The 16867-nt window shown below is 57.2% G+C and carries 16 protein-coding genes; 10 read left to right on the top strand and 6 right to left on the bottom strand.

Annotated elements, in window-relative coordinates; translation table 11 throughout:
• Positions 1-92 precede the first annotated feature (92 nt).
• The 4 genes from HMPREF2708_RS05590 to HMPREF2708_RS05575 are packed head-to-tail and all read left to right on the top strand — an operon-like array spanning position 93 to position 4739.
• Positions 93-1712: an Hsp70 family protein gene (locus tag HMPREF2708_RS05590; protein ID WP_070833337.1), complete on the top strand. Its 1620-nt coding sequence runs from the start codon at positions 93-95 to the stop codon at positions 1710-1712.
• Positions 1712-2302: a hypothetical protein gene (locus tag HMPREF2708_RS05585; RefSeq protein WP_070833334.1), complete on the top strand. Its 591-nt coding sequence runs from the start codon at positions 1712-1714 to the stop codon at positions 2300-2302. Before HMPREF2708_RS05590 ends, HMPREF2708_RS05585 begins: the two co-directional genes overlap by 1 nt.
• The gene (locus HMPREF2708_RS05580) at positions 2299-3894 is read left to right on the top strand and encodes a serine/threonine-protein kinase (RefSeq protein ID WP_070833330.1); all 1596 of its coding nucleotides are present in this window, start codon (positions 2299-2301) and stop codon (positions 3892-3894) included. Before HMPREF2708_RS05585 ends, HMPREF2708_RS05580 begins: the two co-directional genes overlap by 4 nt.
• On the top strand, positions 3867-4739 hold the full coding sequence (locus tag HMPREF2708_RS05575; RefSeq protein ID WP_246815982.1) for a hypothetical protein: 873 nt from the start codon (positions 3867-3869) through the stop codon (positions 4737-4739). Before HMPREF2708_RS05580 ends, HMPREF2708_RS05575 begins: the two co-directional genes overlap by 28 nt.
• Here the strand turns inward: HMPREF2708_RS05575 and HMPREF2708_RS10890 are convergent.
• Entirely contained in the window at positions 4736-4930 is a 195-nt protein-coding gene (locus HMPREF2708_RS10890; protein WP_016421461.1) for a DUF4236 domain-containing protein, read from the bottom strand. The two genes, HMPREF2708_RS05575 and HMPREF2708_RS10890, sit on opposite strands and share 4 nt — an antisense overlap.
• 229 nt (positions 4931-5159) lie before the next feature.
• Here HMPREF2708_RS10890 and HMPREF2708_RS05570 point away from each other — a divergent pair, with 229 nt between their 5' ends.
• Both HMPREF2708_RS05570 and HMPREF2708_RS05565 read left to right on the top strand, forming a co-directional pair.
• Positions 5160-5618: a hypothetical protein gene (locus HMPREF2708_RS05570; protein WP_070546643.1), complete on the top strand. Its 459-nt coding sequence runs from the start codon at positions 5160-5162 to the stop codon at positions 5616-5618.
• Between the two features lie 254 nt (positions 5619-5872).
• Entirely contained in the window at positions 5873-8605 is a 2733-nt protein-coding gene (locus HMPREF2708_RS05565) for an ATP-dependent Clp protease ATP-binding subunit (RefSeq protein ID WP_070833327.1), read from the top strand.
• Positions 8606-8728: 123 nt separating this feature from the next.
• Here the strand turns inward: HMPREF2708_RS05565 and HMPREF2708_RS05560 are convergent, their stop codons facing one another.
• Together HMPREF2708_RS05560 and HMPREF2708_RS05555 are read right to left on the bottom strand one after the other, a co-directional pair.
• Positions 8729-9574, bottom strand: a complete 846-nt coding sequence (locus HMPREF2708_RS05560; protein WP_070833324.1) for a hypothetical protein — start codon at positions 9572-9574, stop codon at positions 8729-8731.
• A complete protein-coding gene (locus HMPREF2708_RS05555) occupies positions 9574-10134 on the bottom strand; it encodes a hypothetical protein (protein ID WP_070833320.1) in 561 nt (186 codons plus the stop codon). Before HMPREF2708_RS05555 ends, HMPREF2708_RS05560 begins: the two co-directional genes overlap by 1 nt.
• A 131-nt stretch (positions 10135-10265) precedes the next feature.
• Here HMPREF2708_RS05555 and HMPREF2708_RS05550 point away from each other — a divergent pair, with 131 nt between their 5' ends.
• On the top strand, positions 10266-11099 hold the full coding sequence (locus HMPREF2708_RS05550; protein WP_070833317.1) for a DUF1266 domain-containing protein: 834 nt from the start codon (positions 10266-10268) through the stop codon (positions 11097-11099).
• A gap of 333 nt (positions 11100-11432) precedes the next feature.
• Positions 11433-11609: a hypothetical protein gene (locus tag HMPREF2708_RS11105; RefSeq protein WP_005510144.1), complete on the top strand. Its 177-nt coding sequence runs from the start codon at positions 11433-11435 to the stop codon at positions 11607-11609.
• A gap of 39 nt (positions 11610-11648) precedes the next feature.
• On the opposite strand, the gene HMPREF2708_RS05545 is transcribed toward HMPREF2708_RS11105, so the two are convergent.
• Positions 11649-12836, bottom strand: a complete 1188-nt coding sequence (locus tag HMPREF2708_RS05545) for a lipase family protein (RefSeq protein WP_070833314.1) — start codon at positions 12834-12836, stop codon at positions 11649-11651.
• Positions 12837-12973: 137 nt separating this feature from the next.
• Positions 12974-13906: an HhH-GPD family protein gene (locus tag HMPREF2708_RS05540; RefSeq protein WP_070833311.1), complete on the bottom strand. Its 933-nt coding sequence runs from the start codon at positions 13904-13906 to the stop codon at positions 12974-12976.
• A gap of 29 nt (positions 13907-13935) precedes the next feature.
• On the opposite strand from HMPREF2708_RS05540, the gene HMPREF2708_RS05535 reads away from it, so the two are divergent.
• Complete coding sequence (locus tag HMPREF2708_RS05535; protein ID WP_070833307.1) at positions 13936-14568, top strand: carbonic anhydrase; 633 nt, start codon at positions 13936-13938, stop codon at positions 14566-14568.
• A gap of 4 nt (positions 14569-14572) precedes the next feature.
• Positions 14573-15292 carry a hypothetical protein gene (locus HMPREF2708_RS11260; protein WP_070833304.1) on the top strand — a complete coding sequence of 240 codons (720 nt, stop codon included), beginning with the start codon at positions 14573-14575 and terminating at the stop codon, positions 15290-15292.
• Here the strand turns inward: HMPREF2708_RS11260 and radA are convergent.
• Positions 15289-16848, bottom strand: coding sequence for a DNA repair protein RadA (radA, locus tag HMPREF2708_RS05525; protein ID WP_070833301.1), 1560 nt, complete (start codon positions 16846-16848; stop codon positions 15289-15291). The genes HMPREF2708_RS11260 and radA overlap by 4 nt on opposite strands.
• Positions 16849-16867 lie beyond the last annotated feature (19 nt).

Below are 16867 nucleotides of genomic sequence, written 5' to 3'. Positions count from 1 at the left end.
GCACAGCTCGAGTCCGGCCAGCACACAACTAGAGCGCTGACACGGCAAACGAAGTCAAGAATTCAACAGATTTCAGAATAAGGAGATATATCATGGCTGAGCGTATTTATGGCATCGATCTGGGTACATCCAATAGCGCAATTTCCTACGTGGACTCACTGGGTGTTCCGGTCATTCAAGAAAACCTCGACGGAGATCTGTCGACACCAAGTGTGGTGTGGTTTGAATCGAAGGCCAACACCGTTGTCGGAAAGCTGGCACGTGAAGAGAAGCTCTTCAGCCCCAATGACGTCATCGAGCTGGTGAAGCGGAGCATCGGCACCGATAAGAAATGGAACTTCAGCGGGAAGCCGTACACCCCGGAGGAGATTTCCTCATTGATTTTGCGCTCGTTGATTCCAGACGAAGCAGCTGACGACGAGATTTCGGCAGTTATTACTGTGCCGGCATATTTTGGTGCTAAGGAGCGCGAGGCAACTCGCAACGCAGGGCAGATTGCTAATTTCAATGTGTTGGAGCTGGTAGCAGAACCGGTTGCTGCGGCCCTCTACTACGACTCCAAGCAGCCTCTAAAGGACAAGACCTTGCTGGTGTATGACCTCGGAGGCGGTACATTCGATGCCACGATTGTGCAGGGGATCGACAACACCTTCCGGGTTATTGCCACCGACGGTGATGCTCGACTGGGCGGTGCTGACTGGGATAAGGCGCTTGGTGAATTTATCCTGGATAAATTCATTGAGCAGACTGGTGACGAGGAGGCGGAAAACGATGAGACCTTCGTCGCTAAGTTGCATGAGCAGACGGTGAACTGTAAAGAGGCGCTGAGTAATGCGGAAAGCGCCACTGTGCGACTTGCCAGTGACTCCGGTTCCCGCGCCAAGATTGCCGTTACCCGCGAAGACTTGGAGCGTGTCACGGCGCCATTGCTCGAGCAGACGGAGATTCCTTTGACCCGTGTATTGGAGACGGCAAAGGAAAAGGAGCCGGGACTGACAATTGATGAGGTCATCCTGGTTGGTGGATCTTCGCGAATGACCGCCGTAACCAAACTGGTGGAGCGTCTGACGGGTAAGAAGCCACTGTTGGTCGAGCCGGATTTGGCCGTTGCTAAGGGGGCCGCGCTTGCTGCGATGATTAGCAAGCTCGGGGGCGTGGTCAATGCTGAGTCCAGCCCTGCAGCACAACAGCAGTCAATTGCGCAGATTGCAGCTGAGACGGGAATCGACGCCGGGCAACTGACCGCACTGTCGGAGAAGAAGGTGGCGAATGTGTTGCCAAAGTCGATTGGCATTCGAGTTGTCGATCACCTGAACAACCCGTACATCGACTATCTGGTCAACCAGAATGACATGATTCCGCTGTCTGAACCTGTGGTACGGGAGTATGCGACCATAGCTGATGGCCAAGAGGAAGTAGATTTGACGTTGTACCAGCAGGCCAGCGACGTTCCATCTGAAGATGTCGCCCTCAATGACATCATTAGTGGTTCGGAATCTATGCTGACAGGAATCCCGCCGTTGCCCAAGGGTCAACCAATTCAGGTTAAGTTCTTTGTAGCAGCAGACGGCATGATTACCGTGGAAGGTACTCACGTTCCATCGGGTCGCTCAATCGAATCCCACGTGCGCATTGGTGTGATGAATGAGGACGAGATTTCGGCTGCTCGCACGACGATGATGAAGGTTTCTGTCAGCCAAGGAGATAACTGATGACCGACGATCGCACATTAATCCCGGGCGTCGATGACATTGACAGCGGTGCAAATTCCGATACTGGTGGTCGAAATCGGAAGATTCTGCTGTTCGTGCTCGCCATTCTGATTGTCGTCATCCTGGCAATGGTGGTCTGGATCCTAAATTTCCGCTCTAACCAGCAGGACAACGCCGACGGGCTGTTTGAAACCACTGAAAGCACCGAGGTGGAAGTCTCGCCGTCCTACTATGTGGGCGATGATCAGGAACCAACCTCGACCACTATCGCACCGCCTGCCGACGATCGGTTCGTAGACCCAGAGGTCTTAGCGTCGACCTTTGACTCGGAGTGCAACCTGCAGAGTGCCTGGTCAAACCAGGGCTCCGATATGGACTGTGAAGCATATTACGAGGTAGTGCGGGCGCTCAGTAAACAGCGGCAAGAGCAAGGAACGCTGCCAGAGCAGACGACAATCGAGATTGAGTATGACGGTCAGCCACTGACGATGGAATGCCAAGAAGTTTCGCCTAATTATGATTGCCGCTCTGAGTCGGGGATCCAGATTATGGTGGGTAACCTCGACGGGTCTGGGCAACGGAACCGATGACTAATCTTCCCCAGGTAGGCGATATTTTTGAGGGCTACGAGGTTGAAGCTCTCATCGGTGCCGGCAATATGGGGACTGTTTTTCGAGTACGAAATCCCAAGCTGGGCCGAAACGAAGCACTGAAAATCGTCCCGCTGCCGGAAGAGGCCGGTGCTTCTAAGCGAATGGAGGCACTGTTCCAGAACGAGGTTTCTATCGCAGCTACTGTTCACGTTCCCAACGTTGTGACCGTGTTCGATGGCGGGCGAGCCGGGAACCTGCTCTGGTTCACCATGACTCTTATCAGCGGTAATTCGTTGGGCACTGAGCTGGCTGAGTATCCGCCGCGCAATTTCGACAAGAGCGAAGTCATGTCGATTGGTGTGGAGATTGCTACCGCGCTAGATCGGCTAGCAAAGCACGAACCAGCGGTGATTCATGGTGATGTAAAACCATCAAACATCGTCGTAGAGCGGGATTCGTCGGGGCTTGTATTAAGTGCGACGCTTGTGGATTTCGGTGTATCAACCGCCACTGAAATCGACAGTGTTGGCGTGACAAATCGTGTTGCCGGCTCATTGCCCTACATGGCGCCAGAGATCTTCACCAAGGGGTGCATTAGTGCGGCTAGTGACGAGTATGCGTTCGCGTGCACGATATTCGAGCTGTTGCAGGGATATAAAGCATTTCCAGCTACTGACGCGGCCAATGCGCGGCAACTGCACTGCGGTAAGCGACCGGTTACCAATCTCGGCGCGGTAGTTGACTCGGTCTTCGCCAAAGCGTTGGCAATTGACGCCGATGAGCGCTACGAATCCTGCAATGCGTTTATCAGCGATCTCATTGCTGCGTTAAATGGCGGTGATGTCGAGGTTCGCAATCCGAAGAACCGGAAGAAAGCGCTTGCAGCGTTCTCTGTAGTGGCATGTCTAGGCCTTATTGGTGGCGGCATTGTTGTTGCCGAACGTAGCGGCATTGGAGATGGCGGTCTCTTTAGTGCCAAGCACTTGGCACAGCCAGTAGCTATCGGGGGTTCTGCGGAACCAATGCGACTTCGCGCTCCCGATTTGGCGAAGGGGCCTCGGATTCCGGTGGGTGACCGATGGACCCTTACGTCGTTAAGCGACGTCCCCATCGGCGAGAAGAGCTGGCAGGGGATTCAGCGGATGGGAACATTCAACGGTGCTGCATATCACGCGACGCAGTTTGCTTCAGCAGATGAATTCTTGCTGCCATTTCGCCACGGCATTGATGAGAAGAAGCCGATTGCAGAGGCTGAAAATGACAAATGGCGTGGTGAAATTCTGGATGCCGTGAGCAAGAACCGGTCAGTGGCTGAACCAGCTGGCTCTGAAGTGGTGAAACTGCGAATGGAGCCCGATGGTCGCCGGCTGGATGTCCTACAAACGTCAGGTTCATTTCAAGCTGTGAACAGCGAAGGTTCCGAGGCAACACGGCCGATCAATTATTGCTTGGTTCAGCCGGCGGAAAGCTCTGCGCCATCCAGTCCCGAAGTGCTTCGTCCAGTATTTGTCGTTTTGACTGAAGGCGATCCTTGTTCTGCTGCCTATGACACGGTGGCGGCGTGGGCAATGCAAACCACGACGAATTAAGCGATAACGCCGAGATTATTTGTTATATTTCGGATAATTATCCTGAATGCCAGTCACTTCAGCCGTCGTTGGGCGATTCCCAGGAGCATTGGGTAGGGTTCCTGATTCGCGGTTGGTGGCTGGTGGTGCGAGAGAAAGGCCTGGTCAACGTGACATCGCTCCCGACACTTGTGGTTGATAATTTGTGTGGGGATGCGATTGTTGCCAATCCGAGTGAGGGATTGACCATCGGGCGTGACGCCGACCTCAAAGTGGGCGAAGATAACCGCTACATGCACCGCATAGCAATGTATGTGTATGCGGAATCCGGAATGTGGTTTTTGCTCAATAACTGCGAGCACGTGACTGCAATGGTGCACATTCCGGAGGTGTCGCGGTCATTCCGGCTGGCTCCGCAACAGCGTTTTGATCTGAGCTACCCGGAGTATTTCATCCGCTTTTCCGTCAAGGATGACCAGTACGAAATTCAGATTAAACAGGATATTGAGCACGCCGATGCAAAGGTCGTGCTGCCAACTGACGGGACTGAAACCATCTCGGTTGGGGAGCTGCCGGAGCGCCAGCGTGCTCTAATCGCCGCATATGCGGAGGACTATCTGCGCGGCCGAATCGACACCATTATGGTTTCGTGCACCGATGCCGAGGCCGGCCGAAAGCTGGGAGGCAAGACTGCAAAGGCAGTCGAGCATTACCGCACCGCACTTTTTGAATCCGCTTTGAGCAAGGGGCTGGTCTCAAGCAAGGAGTGGCAACGGGTTAATCAAAAGAGCCGTCTGCAGCTGGTAGTTGTCGCTGCAATCGAAGCACGATTGGTCACTGCAGACGACTTGAAACTGCTCGCTTAACGACGGTACTTGCGATAAGTCAATCCCTTAATTGGCGTGTTCACAGTGGTGGTTCGGCCGCCACGGGCATTCTTCGTCCACCGAACGGGCCCCATGCGATAGGAATATCCGAGGCCAGAACGCGATAGCGTAACCCGGGAGTTGCGGGTGGGGCGGAAGGTCTTTCGGAAGCTGAATAGTTTGAAAGCCATTGATATGAGTCCATTCTCGGTGCGTCACAGACTGCCATGCGCTCTGACCGTGCTGCTTTGGACAGCATCGCTCTCTGACCGCATTGTGCCGGTGACATAAGCGAATAGGTCGTGGTGCGTTTGATCACCACTGTCCAGATTTGGGCAGTCCAGCATGGTTTGGCTAGGGGAGAACTCCCCGGGGAGAACTCCCGTTTCTTTTGCCTCCGAGAGTTTTTAATCTGAGATCATGTTCACCAAGAAGATTTCCGCTGTAGCCGCCGCAATCACTGCCGCCGCTGCGCTTGCTGTTGTCAATCCGTCCGTCGCCGATGCAGCTACGAATTACCCCAAGATCAACCGTGACTATGTCAGCTATTCCACAGACGGAGAAACCGTAGTCTGTGGTGGGTCGGTAAATCAGGACATGTTCCGCTGCCAGACCACAGCTAAGTGGGGTAACAAGAAGAATGCCCACAATCTGGTCACCTTTGATCTCGAGGATGCATCTGGAAGTTGGGAAGCCGGAATGAGCGGTGGAAATTGGGATGCCTCGCGCCCGCCATTCCGACTGAAGGAAGGGAAGAAGTATAGCTTCCACGGGATTGTGGTCCTGAATAAGAATGGCACCCTGTACTTCAGTTCTCCGTACCACGAGGCGCGCGGTGAAGTGACTCCGTATGAGTGGGAGATTATGGAGACTGACTGATAGCCCGTGCGAGTACTCCTTCTTGTCTGGCGTATGGCTTAACGCGCAGGAGTAATTCATTCCAAAATTCGTTTCCTCCCGGTGGCATTGCCGCCGGGAGCTTTTGCTGCCGTACGAGCAGTGATACCTCTCTCGACCAGTCTGTTCGCTACTGGCGTACGGCTATAGGGATTAATCTGTGTCGCGGCGCGTTTAAGCTAGGTGAAACAACCTTTATTGAATTACGGCAAAAATAGACACTTGAAAGGGCAGTGATGTTCGAGAGGTTTACGGACCGAGCACGTCGCGTTGTCGTCCTGGCGCAGGATGAGGCACGCGAGCTCAATCACAATTACATCGGCACGGAGCACATCCTGCTCGGCCTGATTAGTGAAGGCGACGGTGTGGCTGCCAAGGCGCTGGAGTCCATGGGTATTTCCCTGGACGCTGTGCGCTCTGAGGTGGTCGACATTATTGGTCGTGGCTCCCAGCCGCCGAGCGGTCACGTGCCGTTTACCCCGCGTGCAAAGAAGGTGCTGGAGTACTCTCTGCGCGAGGCTCTGCAGCTGGGTCACAAGTACATCGGTACTGAGCACCTGCTGCTCGGCCTGATTCGTGAGGGCGAAGGTGTTGCCGCTCAGGTCCTGGTTAAGCTCGGCGCTGATCTGCCGCGCGTACGTCAGCAGGTTATTCAGCTGCTCAGCGGTTTCCAGGGCGATGAGTCCGATGGTTCTCCGGAGCAGCGTCCGGTCGGCGCCACCTCCGGTGCTCGTGTGCAGGAGGGCAACCACCAGTCCGGTTCGCTGGTGCTCGATCAGTTTGGTCGTAACCTGACCGTGGCTGCGCGCGAGGGCAAGCTGGATCCGGTTATTGGCCGCGAGAAGGAAATCGAGCGCATTATGCAGGTTCTTTCTCGTCGTACCAAGAACAACCCTGTGCTGATTGGTGAGCCGGGTGTTGGTAAGACCGCCGTTGTGGAGGGGCTTGCTCTGGACATTGTCAACGGCCGTGTGCCGGAGACGCTGAAGGATAAGCAGCTTTACTCTCTCGACCTGGGCTCGCTGGTTGCAGGTTCCCGTTACCGCGGTGACTTCGAGGAGCGTCTGAAGAAGGTGCTCAAGGAGATTAACCAGCGCGGTGACATCATCCTGTTTATTGACGAGATTCACACGCTGGTCGGTGCCGGTGCCGCAGAGGGCGCAATTGACGCGGCCTCGATTCTGAAGCCGAAGCTGGCCCGCGGTGAGCTGCAGACCATTGGTGCTACCACTTTGGATGAGTACCGTAAGCACATCGAGAAGGACGCCGCTCTTGAGCGTCGTTTCCAGCCGGTGAACGTGCCGGAGCCGAGCGTGGATCTCACTATCGAGATTCTGCGCGGTGTCCGCGATAAGTACGAAGCTCACCACCGTGTCTCCATCTCGGATAAGGCACTGGTTGCCGCAGCTACCCTCTCGGATCGCTACATCAACGATCGCTTCCTTCCGGATAAGGCTGTTGACCTGATCGATGAGGCCGGTGCTCGTATGCGCATCAAGCGCATGACTGCCCCGGCTGACCTGCAGGAGATTGACTCCAAGATTGCCGATGTGCGCCGCCGGAAGGAAGCCGCCATCGATGAGCAGGACTTCGAGAAGGCAGCTGGTCTGCGCGACAAGGAGCGCAAGCTGGGCGAAGAGCGCCGCGAGCGCGAGAAGAAGTGGCGTGCGGGCGAGTCCGACACCATCGCTGAGATTGGTGAGGAGCAGATTGCGGAGGTCCTGGCATCCTGGACCGGCATTCCGGTGTTCAAGCTCACCGAGGAAGAGTCCTCTCGTCTGCTGCGTATGGAGGACGAGCTGCACAAGCGCATCATCGGCCAGGAAGAGGCTGTCAGTGCTGTCTCCCGTGCTATTCGCCGTACTCGCGCTGGTCTGAAGGATCCGAAGCGTCCGTCCGGTTCGTTCATCTTCGCCGGCCCGTCCGGTGTTGGTAAGACCGAGCTGTCGAAGGCCCTGGCCGAGTTCCTCTTCGGCGAGGAAGATGCACTCATTCAGATTGATATGGGTGAGTTCCACGACCGCTTCACCGCTTCGCGTCTCTTCGGTGCTCCTCCCGGATACGTCGGCTACGAAGAGGGCGGCCAGCTCACCGAGAAGGTGCGCCGCAAGCCGTTCTCCGTCGTGCTTTTCGACGAGATTGAGAAGGCCCACAAGGAGATTTACAACACCTTGCTGCAGGTCCTGGAAGACGGTCGTCTGACTGATTCGCAGGGGCGAGTGGTGGACTTCAAGAATACGGTCCTGATCTTCACCTCGAACCTGGGTACCAGTGACATTTCCAAGGCTGTTGGCATGGGCTTCTCGGGTGTCGGCGAGGCCGATGAAGATGGCAAGTACGAGCGGATGAAGGACAAGGTCCACGACGAGCTGAAGAAGCACTTCCGTCCGGAGTTCCTGAACCGTATCGACGAGATTGTGGTCTTCAAGCAGCTGAGCCAGGCCGAGATTGTCCAGATGGTTGACCTGATGCTGACCCGCGTTAGCGACCAGCTCGGCGAGAAGCGCATCACCATGGAGATTTCCGACCGCGCCAAGAACCTGCTGGCCAAGCGTGGCTTCGATCCGGTGCTCGGCGCCCGTCCGCTGCGTCGCACCATCCAGCGCGAGATTGAGGATCAGCTCTCCGAGAAGATTCTCTACGGTGAGGTTGGTCTCGGCGAGACCGTCTTCATCGATGTTGAAGGCTGGGATGGCGAGTCCAAGGACGTCGACAAGGCGAAGTTCACCTTCACCAACAAGGGCAAGGCCGGTAACGTTGATGCCGACGGCGGTGCTCTGGCTGACTCCGAGGAAGACAAGGACGTTCTTGGTAGCACTGGTGCTAGCGAGCCCGATATCATCACCCCGGATGTACCGGGTGACGGCGGTTCCACCGCCGCTGGAACCGACCTAGAGTCCGGTTCGGACTCCGATGACGACGGCCACAACCCGCCACCGGCTGGTGCGGGTGCTGGCCAGCCGCTCTAAGACGTTTAGCCGCTAGCAGTACCAACGAACACTGCCGCCCCAGTTCCGACTCCATTATGGGAGGAACTGGGGCGGCAGTGTGTCTATATGCGGTCTTTCCTAAAAGCGCGGAGAGCTGTAGTTCTACTTGGCCACGCCGAGGTCGACCAATGCTTTCTTTGCCACTTCGGGGTCATCATTTTTGATCATGTACTCAACGATTCCCTGATCATCTGGGAGGATTTCCTGGACAGTGATGAGGGACTCTACTCGCTGCGCCTTGAATGTGGAACCGCGCGTTGATTCTGCCGGAATCTCAACGGCATCCAAGACGGGCTTGCCGTCACGAACGGCGGCGGTGGCGGCAGGGTCATCGGTGAAGACTACGTAACCAACGTCGGGTGCCTTCGTAGTATCCACGGAACAGTTGGTACCCATTGTCTGTGGGGCAGGGGCACTATCCGGACCATAGTAGCTAAACACCACTTCATAGTCTGTGCAGGCCCGCACGAAGTTAGCAATCGGTTCAGGTGCGTGGTCGGCAGGGGTGAGGCCGCTAGTGGTATCCCCACCAGTGGCGCCGGTAGCGCCACCGTTGGAAGCGCCGGAATCGACAGGTGCTTCAGCTGCGGACTGTGCGGGAGCAGCGGACTCGTCTGACTTGTCACTAAAGAGCGCGTCTTTAGCTGCAACGTAGGCAATCGCTAGCACCACGATGCCCGCTATCACTAAGGGGAGGAGTAATAGCTGCTTCTTTACACTGAGACCTTTCGATGCGCCGCTGGTCTGAGCACCTGTCGTGCCCGCGCTGGAGTTTGACCTGGAGGTAGCAGTCGTATTTGCCGGAGATGCTCCAGTTTCTAGTAACGAGCCATGCTTGATGTAATGGCGATAGCCATTTTCCGCAATAGCCAGATTTTGCTCGATGTGTGATGTGTCTTCTGCCCCATTAAAGCGGTCGGGCGAACCCGGGTATGCAAGTCGAATCATTATTCAGTCCACCACCGTGAATCAATGTCGGAATACAGGGAGCGCATCGACTCTGCAAGCTCTTCTAAACTATTGCGATTGAGACGGTGCTTGTTTTCTTTCCATCGCTCAAAAAGCTCCGTCGACGACACTGCACGCGAGGCCTCCGTTCGTGCCTCTCGGCCTGCGGTCAGGGCCCACTGGGCAGCAAATTGCACACGTTTCGCAGCTTTTTCTGTGAAGCCGCTCCACACCTTATATGTGTTGTAGAGCTGGGCCACGACGGCCCAGCCACCCTTGTAAGGCAGAACGATTACATTGGCGAGGTTGTCGAGTTCAAGGAACTCGAATTGAGACGGATCTTTCTTGTTGGCGGTCACGAGAATTCTTCGGTTGGTGACGAAAGCGGCGCCATCGACTCCACTGGTTTTTGTAGCGGCGGCCTCGAGCACAATCTCGTCGACACCAAGACCTTCTACAACAGCGACGGCGGCAGTGCGCACAATCCCGGAATTACCGGCACGTTCAAGTGCGGCACCGAGATCTGGCCGGTCGGTCAATGCAATCTGGGATCCTGTCATGCACACGAGACTAGCAACACAACAAAAACCGCGCCTGAGGGTTCAGTGCTATGACATAACTCACCCCAGGTGTGGGGTGGTGTGTGAAGTAACACTGACTCAACCCCGAAACCTCGGTACTTTGTGAGGATATGAGTCCTACATTCACTCCAGCAAAGTTTGATGACTCTTCGCTCTACAGGTTTGCCAAGTTCCCATGGCCGGAACCGGCGCCGAGCAAAGATGAAGTGCGCCGCCACTCGTGGGGAATGACGTACAAGCACAATAAGGCGTTTGCGACCCCGCTAGGGGTTGAGAACATCAACGCAAGGGCGGCCAAGTACTACAAAGCATCTCTCGAGCAAAACTGGGGGGTCACCGGTGCCCAGGAAGCGCATCAGGTTATTGATGCCCTGTTCGAGGGCGATCAGCACGTGGAAAATGACCTGATTTTGCCCCTCGCATACGCCGTGAAGGACGTCCCCGAGCGCGAGCTAGATGCGGAAGTGGAGGAAAAGGTCGAGTTCCTCAAAGACTTCTTTGTTGTCCAAGGTGCGGATCCGCGTCGTGGGGAACATAAGTTCCGCTACCTCGTACGGATGCTGCGCTCCGAAAACTTTGCCAAAGCAGCAGCCCCGGCATTGCCCGCCACTACTCGCGCATGGGACATAATCCGAATTCACAGCGTTGGTGGTGCGGCAACGGAGCTGGGATGGATCTCTCCAGAAGAGTTCCTTCAGATTTCCGATAAGGCCGTGGCGGCGTTGCAGCGCTACTTCGTGTCGTGGGCTGACGTAGCCGCAAGCTTCTGGTGGGGGCGAATGATCTGGGCGAGTGATGGTGAGCCCAACGTTGCCGCTGCGATGAAGGACCAATCGCAACGGCTCACCGAGTTGCTCGCACACAGTGATTCACCTTGGGTGCGCGTGCCCCTGCACGACATTGCCGCCGAGGAGCCATTTTCATCCTTAGACGGTCTGCACTAACTAGCTGTCGTCATTGTTCGGGATGCCGTGGTAGCGGCCGGTTTCATGAGCTCATTAGAATCGGTCACAAATAACGGGTTGAGGCATCTATGGCGCAGGAACGGCGAGTTCAAGGGCATCTGCAAGGCGAAGTTACCTTCACCAATATGGGGCAAGGTCGGTAACGTTGATGCCGATGGGCGGTGCCTTGGCCAATTCTGAGGAAGATGACGGGCGTTATCGGCAGTGCTGACGGTATCCTGAGCGTTTGTATCTGGCTACGTCAAAGGTACTGCCGACCAGACCACTGCCGAGGCAGAGACCGAATCTGATAACTCCGAGGGAGAGAACTAAATGGGGATCCAATTTCGCAAGAAGCAGAACCTGGACAAGGACACGTGGCTGAACTACTCGGGTTCGGGAGTCTCTGGTTCGAAGCGTATCGGTCCGGTGACCATTAACAGCCGTGGCGGTTACACCGTCCGACTGGGCAAGGGCTTGACCTTCCGTGGTCGCTGGAAGAAAAAGTAGCTGTAGTTGCTAGATGGAGGAAAGCGGCGGTTGTCGCCGCTAGTACCCCATTTTCTGATTCACCCACGCAAGCATCTCGTCGTGGGTGAGCACGTAGGCAAGGCCGTGCGTCCCATCACCGAGGTCAGTGTCGACCTCCACGTAGGTGATGTCGGCGCCGGCCTTTTGCCATTTCTGCACAAGTTCGCGTGCCGACGTCACGGGTAACACATCATCCAATGCGTTATGGGTAACGAACACGGGCATACTGGGAGTCTTTGTGCCCAGAGCTTGTTCTTCCACGTGGCGCCGAACGACGGGGGAGAGCTCCGGCGAGCGCAGATTCTCCGCTATCCCCAAGTCGTTGGCCGTAAATGCCTTGGTGTCATTGCGGGGCCAACGTTCGACAGTGGCGCCAATGCATTCATCGGCCGTGAGCTTCAGGAAATCCTGCCCCAGCGGGCTCAGCATGCGCTCGATTGGTTCTTTTGTCTCTGGGTACTCTGCAACCAAGCCGTTCATGAAGTAACCGACGAGCCCCGCCAGCGCCGAGCCGCGAATATGCAGTGCAGTGTCGGTGAGATCGGCCGGAATAGCCCCGGCGTAAACAGCGCGGATGTTCAGCTCCGAGGCATACTCATCGGCGAGCTCGGCCGCTGCAGCGGTGGCGCCTCCGCCCTGTGAGTAGCCGAACAGCGCAATGGGAGTGTCTGCAGGCAGTTGTAAAGTTTCAATAGCCGCTCGCGCCATATCGAGTGTGTTATTCCCGGCGATCTCACGGTTGAGATACGGATGTACCCCAGGCGTGCCGAGCCCCTGGTAATCCACAATGGCAACATTCCATCCCTGTGCCAGCAGCTGAGGTGCCGGAGGCGTCGGAGGCGCTTCGTAGCGCAGGGCAACCGAACTGGCACAGTTATCAGCCATACCGAGAGTTCCCGGCGCAATCACCGCCAGAGGCCGTGGGGACTTCTCCGACCAGCGGGCATAGGGCTGCAAAATCGTGCCGGACACGGCTGCCTGGCGGTGGTCGCGTGCACCTGTGGAGGAAAACACGACCCGCTGTGCGCGTGCGGGCGCATTGACCGGAAATGGCGTCTTCGTAATTACCTGCCCCGGAGGCAATCGCTTCACCGTAGAAGAGTCAGAATCCGAGGAACCGAAGCCAGTTGCTCCTAGACCATCCACCGCCGAGCAACCACCGAGCGTTCCCACGCTAGAGCCCAGAAGAGCAACTCCAAGTACCATGCTCAGCGCGATTCTGCGCTTACTAGCCCCAAAGAGACAGCGCTGGCGCTGAGGTCGATGGGGCGTGGCATTCATGTTCCCAATTCTAGGCAACGCACTTGTTCGAATCTGGTCTTTACCGGAGCATTGTCTGGGTTCTAACGGGGCAACTGGAAGCGGCCATCGGAGGTTTGCTCCGCAAGCCCGTCGTCAAGCAGGGAAAACAATGCGCGGGAACGCTGATGCGCATCATCCCAGACCGCATCGAGAGCGGCCTGTTCGACGGGGGAGTCGGCGGCGCGGAGCACGTCGAGAAGCAAGCCCCGGACCTGGCGGTCGGTGCCTTCGAACTTCTGCACGCGCCGTTTAGCAGCGGCGATTTCGTGGTCTTCGGGTTCGGGGCGACCGGCGGCAACCCAGGCGCAACTGGTGGCGATGGGGCAGACCTCGCACTCGGGTGTCGTTCGACAGACAGTAGCGCCGAGTTCCATGAGTGCGACGGAAGTCTCGGCCGCAGTCGTGGGGTCGAGTGGTAGGAACTCTTCGACGAGCGCCATGTCGGCGCGTTTGGCGATGCCGGGTAGGTACGTGCCCTGACGGTGTCGCCGGAGTACGCGGCGCACGTTGATGTCCACCACCGGCGTACGCACGCCAAAAGCAAACGCCGCTACCGCCCGAGCGGTGTAGTCTCCTACCCCCGGAAGGGCTAACAGCGTGTCCACGTCACTCGGCACTTCGCCGTCGTGCTTTTCGACGATCTTTTCTGCGCATTCACGCAGCCGGAGTGCACGTCGGGGATAGCCGAGTTTTCCCCACATACGCAGGACTTCATCCTTGGGTGCGACTGCCAGATCGGCTGGGGTGGGCCATTTTTCCAGCCAGGCGTGCCACGAGGGGATCACCCGGGCGACGGGAGTCTGTTGACTCATCACTTCGCTGACGAGCACAGCCCATGGTGAAGTGCCTTCTTCGCGCCAGGGAAGTGGCCGCATATTGGCGCGATACCAATCACGTAAGGCGGCATCGACGTGTTCGTCGAAGTCGTCGGATTGGTTAATTGCAGAGGTCAATCTACATTCTCGCTTTCCCATAAACAGCGGAGTCGTTGCACAATATAGCTATGAGCAATTCTGAGAGGACTCCTGAAAGTGTATGGCAATCGATGGTGCGCGGAAACCTCCGCTTCTGCGAGAGCAAGACTGCGCATCCTCGACAGGACTTGGTTCGTCGTAAGCAGCTGACTCAGGGTCAGAAGCCGAAGGCCGTTGTGCTGGCGTGCTCGGATTCCCGCGCTCCGGTGGAGATTATTTTCGATCAGGGTTTGGGCGATGTATTTGTGATCCGTACCGCCGGTGAGATCACTGACCTGTCGGTGCTGGCTTCGCTGGAGTTCGCAGTTGATGGTCTTGGAGTTTCGCTGGTGATTGTTCTCGGCCACGAGTCCTGCGGTGCTGTGGCTGCGGCGAAGAATGCACTGGACGGTGGCGACCTGCCGGGTGGTTTCCAGCGTGTGCTGATTGAGAAGGTCACCCCGTCGTTGCTTGCGGCTCGCAAGGATGGTGAGACTGAAATCGACGAATTTGAGCGTCGTCACGTGCGCGAGATTGTTAATCACATTATTGATCGCTCGCCGGAGATTTCATCGCGTTTGGTGACCGGCGAGGTGGGCGTTGTCGGTATGCGGTACCGCTTGGAGGACGGACGCGCTGAGACCGTCGTTACCCATGGAGTCAGTGAGAACCCGCTAACCTAAATGTGTGACCAATAAGCTGCCTCCAGAAATCTACCGGCGTCGGCGTATCGCTGCGGCGGTGTTGCTCGTTATCATCCTCGTTCTCCTGGGCTGGGGTATTTCCGCACTGGTAAACCGGGACAGCGAGGATTCTGAACCGGTCAATGTCACCAGGGATGACGGGAAAGAGGTGACCCCTCCGGAACAGCCTAAGGAACCTTACGCGCCTAAGTCTGACAAGGACTCGAAGAACGACAAGTCTGATAAGTCTGACAAGGACGCCAAAAAGGGCGACAAGGAAGGCGAAGATTCCGCGAAGGATGACGCTCAGGCGGCGCTTGCGAACAAAAAGGACTGTAGCCTTGCAGATCTGCAGGTGACAGCCACCTCGGATCAGCCGAACTACGGCGATGAGCAGCCGACTCTGGCGATCACCGTCCACAATCCCACCGGTGGCGAATGCCGCGTGAACCTTGATGAGCAGCAGTTGCGCTTCGAGGTGTACGACCTGGCAACGTATGAGCGAGTCTGGTCGGATGTGGACTGCAATGACTCCGAAGGCCACGGTGAACTGGTATTGGCACCGGGCGAGGAAATCAACTATGCCGCCACCTGGTCGCGTCTGACCTCGGCGCCGAACAAGTGCTCCGAAGAAGACCGGGTCCCAGTTCCCTCCGGGTCGTACATCTTCTACGGCGTGATTGGTGACAACAACTCTGACGCCTACACGTTCAACATGCGCTAGCGCTTAGCTCCTAACCCAAGCTCAATGGCCTCGGCAACGGTGCCTGCTTCCAGCAGCCGCATCCCTGCCGGGCCTTTTGCGCCTCTGGGCACAATTGCCGTGTCGAAGCCCATTCGATGAGCTTCCTTAAGGCGCCACTCCAAATCGGTCACTCGCCGCACTTCGCCGGCCAACCCCAGTTCGCCGAGTGCAATGGTTTTGTCCTGGAAGGTCTGCTTAGTCATGGATGAGGCCAGTGCCAGCGCAATCGCTAGGTCCGCGGCAGGCTCCGACAGCGTCATTCCGCCGACGGTGGACACGTACATCTCCATGCGGGCCAACTGCTTGAAGTTACCGTGTTCAGTCAGCACGGCCGCGACCATCGGCACGCGCCTCGGGTCGAGACCAGAGACATTGCGTCGTGGATTATGTGCCTCAGTGTTGATTACCAGACCCTGCACCTCCGCCAGCAGCGGTCTGCGGCCATCCATAGCCACGGTAATTGCAGTTCCCGAGGTCGGCGTTCGGTGATGCAAAAACAGCCCCGAGGGATCCTCAACTTCCGCAATACCGCCCGCGGTCTGCTCGAAGCAGCCCACCTCATCGGTGCTGCCGAAGCGGTTTTTCAGACCCCGCAAGAAGCGTAGCCCCGAGTGTCTATCGCCTTCGAAGTTGAGCACCACATCAACCAGGTGCTCCATCGTGCGCGGGCCGGCCACATTGCCGTCCTTGGTCACGTGCCCCACCAGGAAAATCGCAGTCCCGGTCTCCTTCGCCAACGCCGCCAGGGCAGAGGTTACGGCGCGGGCCTGAGCAACGCCACCGCGAGCACCTTCGACGTCGGCACGCATCGTCTGCACGGAGTCCACAATGAGCAGACCGGGGGAGAGCTCTAGCGTCAGATCGATGACGTCCTCGATATTCGACACTGCCGACAGATACAGCGAGTCCGACAGCGCGCCAGTGCGTTCGGCACGCAGTCGCACCTGACCGACCGACTCCTCACCTGTGACGTAAAGCGTCGGCCCCAAATCGCCGTCCGCGCAGCGGTAGGCCACTTCCAGCAGCAACGTCGACTTACCAACCCCCGGCTCGCCGGCCAAGAGTACCAACGAACCCGGCACAATACCGGAACCGAGCACTCGATCCAGCTCGCCGATGCCCGTGCGCACCGCGTGCGCCGTCTTGGCGGAAATTCCGGTAATGGCTGTCAGCTCAGAAGAAGAAGTGGGGATTCGATCTGTTGCGGATGTCTCGGCGAGGAAACGTTCCTCCGCCTCGTCGTCAAGCGCGCGCTGTGCTAAACGCTGGCTTTCAGCCGCGACGGAAGTGGAAGATGCTTTACGACGACCACCCCGCGCGCCGGGCTCCGTTGCGGCAGCACTCCGACGACGTTGCTTGGCTGCCCGGGCGGCGATTTTGTCCTCAAGGGTGGAGCCGGACTTCCCGCTGCTGGAGCGGATAGCGACCTTCTCCAGCGTGCCCCACTCTTTGCAGTTGGGACATTGACCAACCCATTTCGACACCTGCCAGCCGCATGCCGAGCATTCGTAGGCTTCGTCTTTGGTCTTGGCCACGGTGCAACCGCCTTTGCTT

This window comes from Corynebacterium sp. HMSC073H12 (assembly GCF_001837775.1).
GTDB lineage: Bacteria > Actinomycetota > Actinomycetes > Mycobacteriales > Mycobacteriaceae > Corynebacterium > Corynebacterium amycolatum.
This window is presented reverse-complemented; position numbering and strand designations above follow the sequence as displayed.

What these genes read in the sequence shown, in the direction of transcription:
- HMPREF2708_RS05590 (WP_070833337.1), top strand. Translation starts at nt 93, where the DNA reads ATGGCTGAGCGTATTTATGGCATCGATCTGGGTACATCCAATAGCGCA.
- HMPREF2708_RS05585 (WP_070833334.1), top strand. Translation starts at nt 1,712, where the DNA reads ATGACCGACGATCGCACATTAATCCCGGGCGTCGATGACATTGACAGC.
- HMPREF2708_RS05580 (WP_070833330.1), top strand. Translation starts at nt 2,299, where the DNA reads ATGACTAATCTTCCCCAGGTAGGCGATATTTTTGAGGGCTACGAGGTT.
- HMPREF2708_RS10890 (WP_016421461.1), bottom strand. Translation starts at nt 4,930, where the DNA reads ATGGCTTTCAAACTATTCAGCTTCCGAAAGACCTTCCGCCCCACCCGC.
- HMPREF2708_RS05570 (WP_070546643.1), top strand. Translation starts at nt 5,160, where the DNA reads ATGTTCACCAAGAAGATTTCCGCTGTAGCCGCCGCAATCACTGCCGCC.
- HMPREF2708_RS05565 (WP_070833327.1), top strand. Translation starts at nt 5,873, where the DNA reads ATGTTCGAGAGGTTTACGGACCGAGCACGTCGCGTTGTCGTCCTGGCG.
- HMPREF2708_RS05560 (WP_070833324.1), bottom strand. Translation starts at nt 9,574, where the DNA reads ATGATTCGACTTGCATACCCGGGTTCGCCCGACCGCTTTAATGGGGCA.
- HMPREF2708_RS05555 (WP_070833320.1), bottom strand. Translation starts at nt 10,134, where the DNA reads ATGACAGGATCCCAGATTGCATTGACCGACCGGCCAGATCTCGGTGCC.
- HMPREF2708_RS05550 (WP_070833317.1), top strand. Translation starts at nt 10,266, where the DNA reads ATGAGTCCTACATTCACTCCAGCAAAGTTTGATGACTCTTCGCTCTAC.
- HMPREF2708_RS11105 (WP_005510144.1), top strand. Translation starts at nt 11,433, where the DNA reads ATGGGGATCCAATTTCGCAAGAAGCAGAACCTGGACAAGGACACGTGG.
- HMPREF2708_RS05545 (WP_070833314.1), bottom strand. Translation starts at nt 12,836, where the DNA reads ATGGTACTTGGAGTTGCTCTTCTGGGCTCTAGCGTGGGAACGCTCGGT.
- HMPREF2708_RS05540 (WP_070833311.1), bottom strand. Translation starts at nt 13,906, where the DNA reads ATGGGAAAGCGAGAATGTAGATTGACCTCTGCAATTAACCAATCCGAC.
- HMPREF2708_RS05535 (WP_070833307.1), top strand. Translation starts at nt 13,936, where the DNA reads ATGAGCAATTCTGAGAGGACTCCTGAAAGTGTATGGCAATCGATGGTG.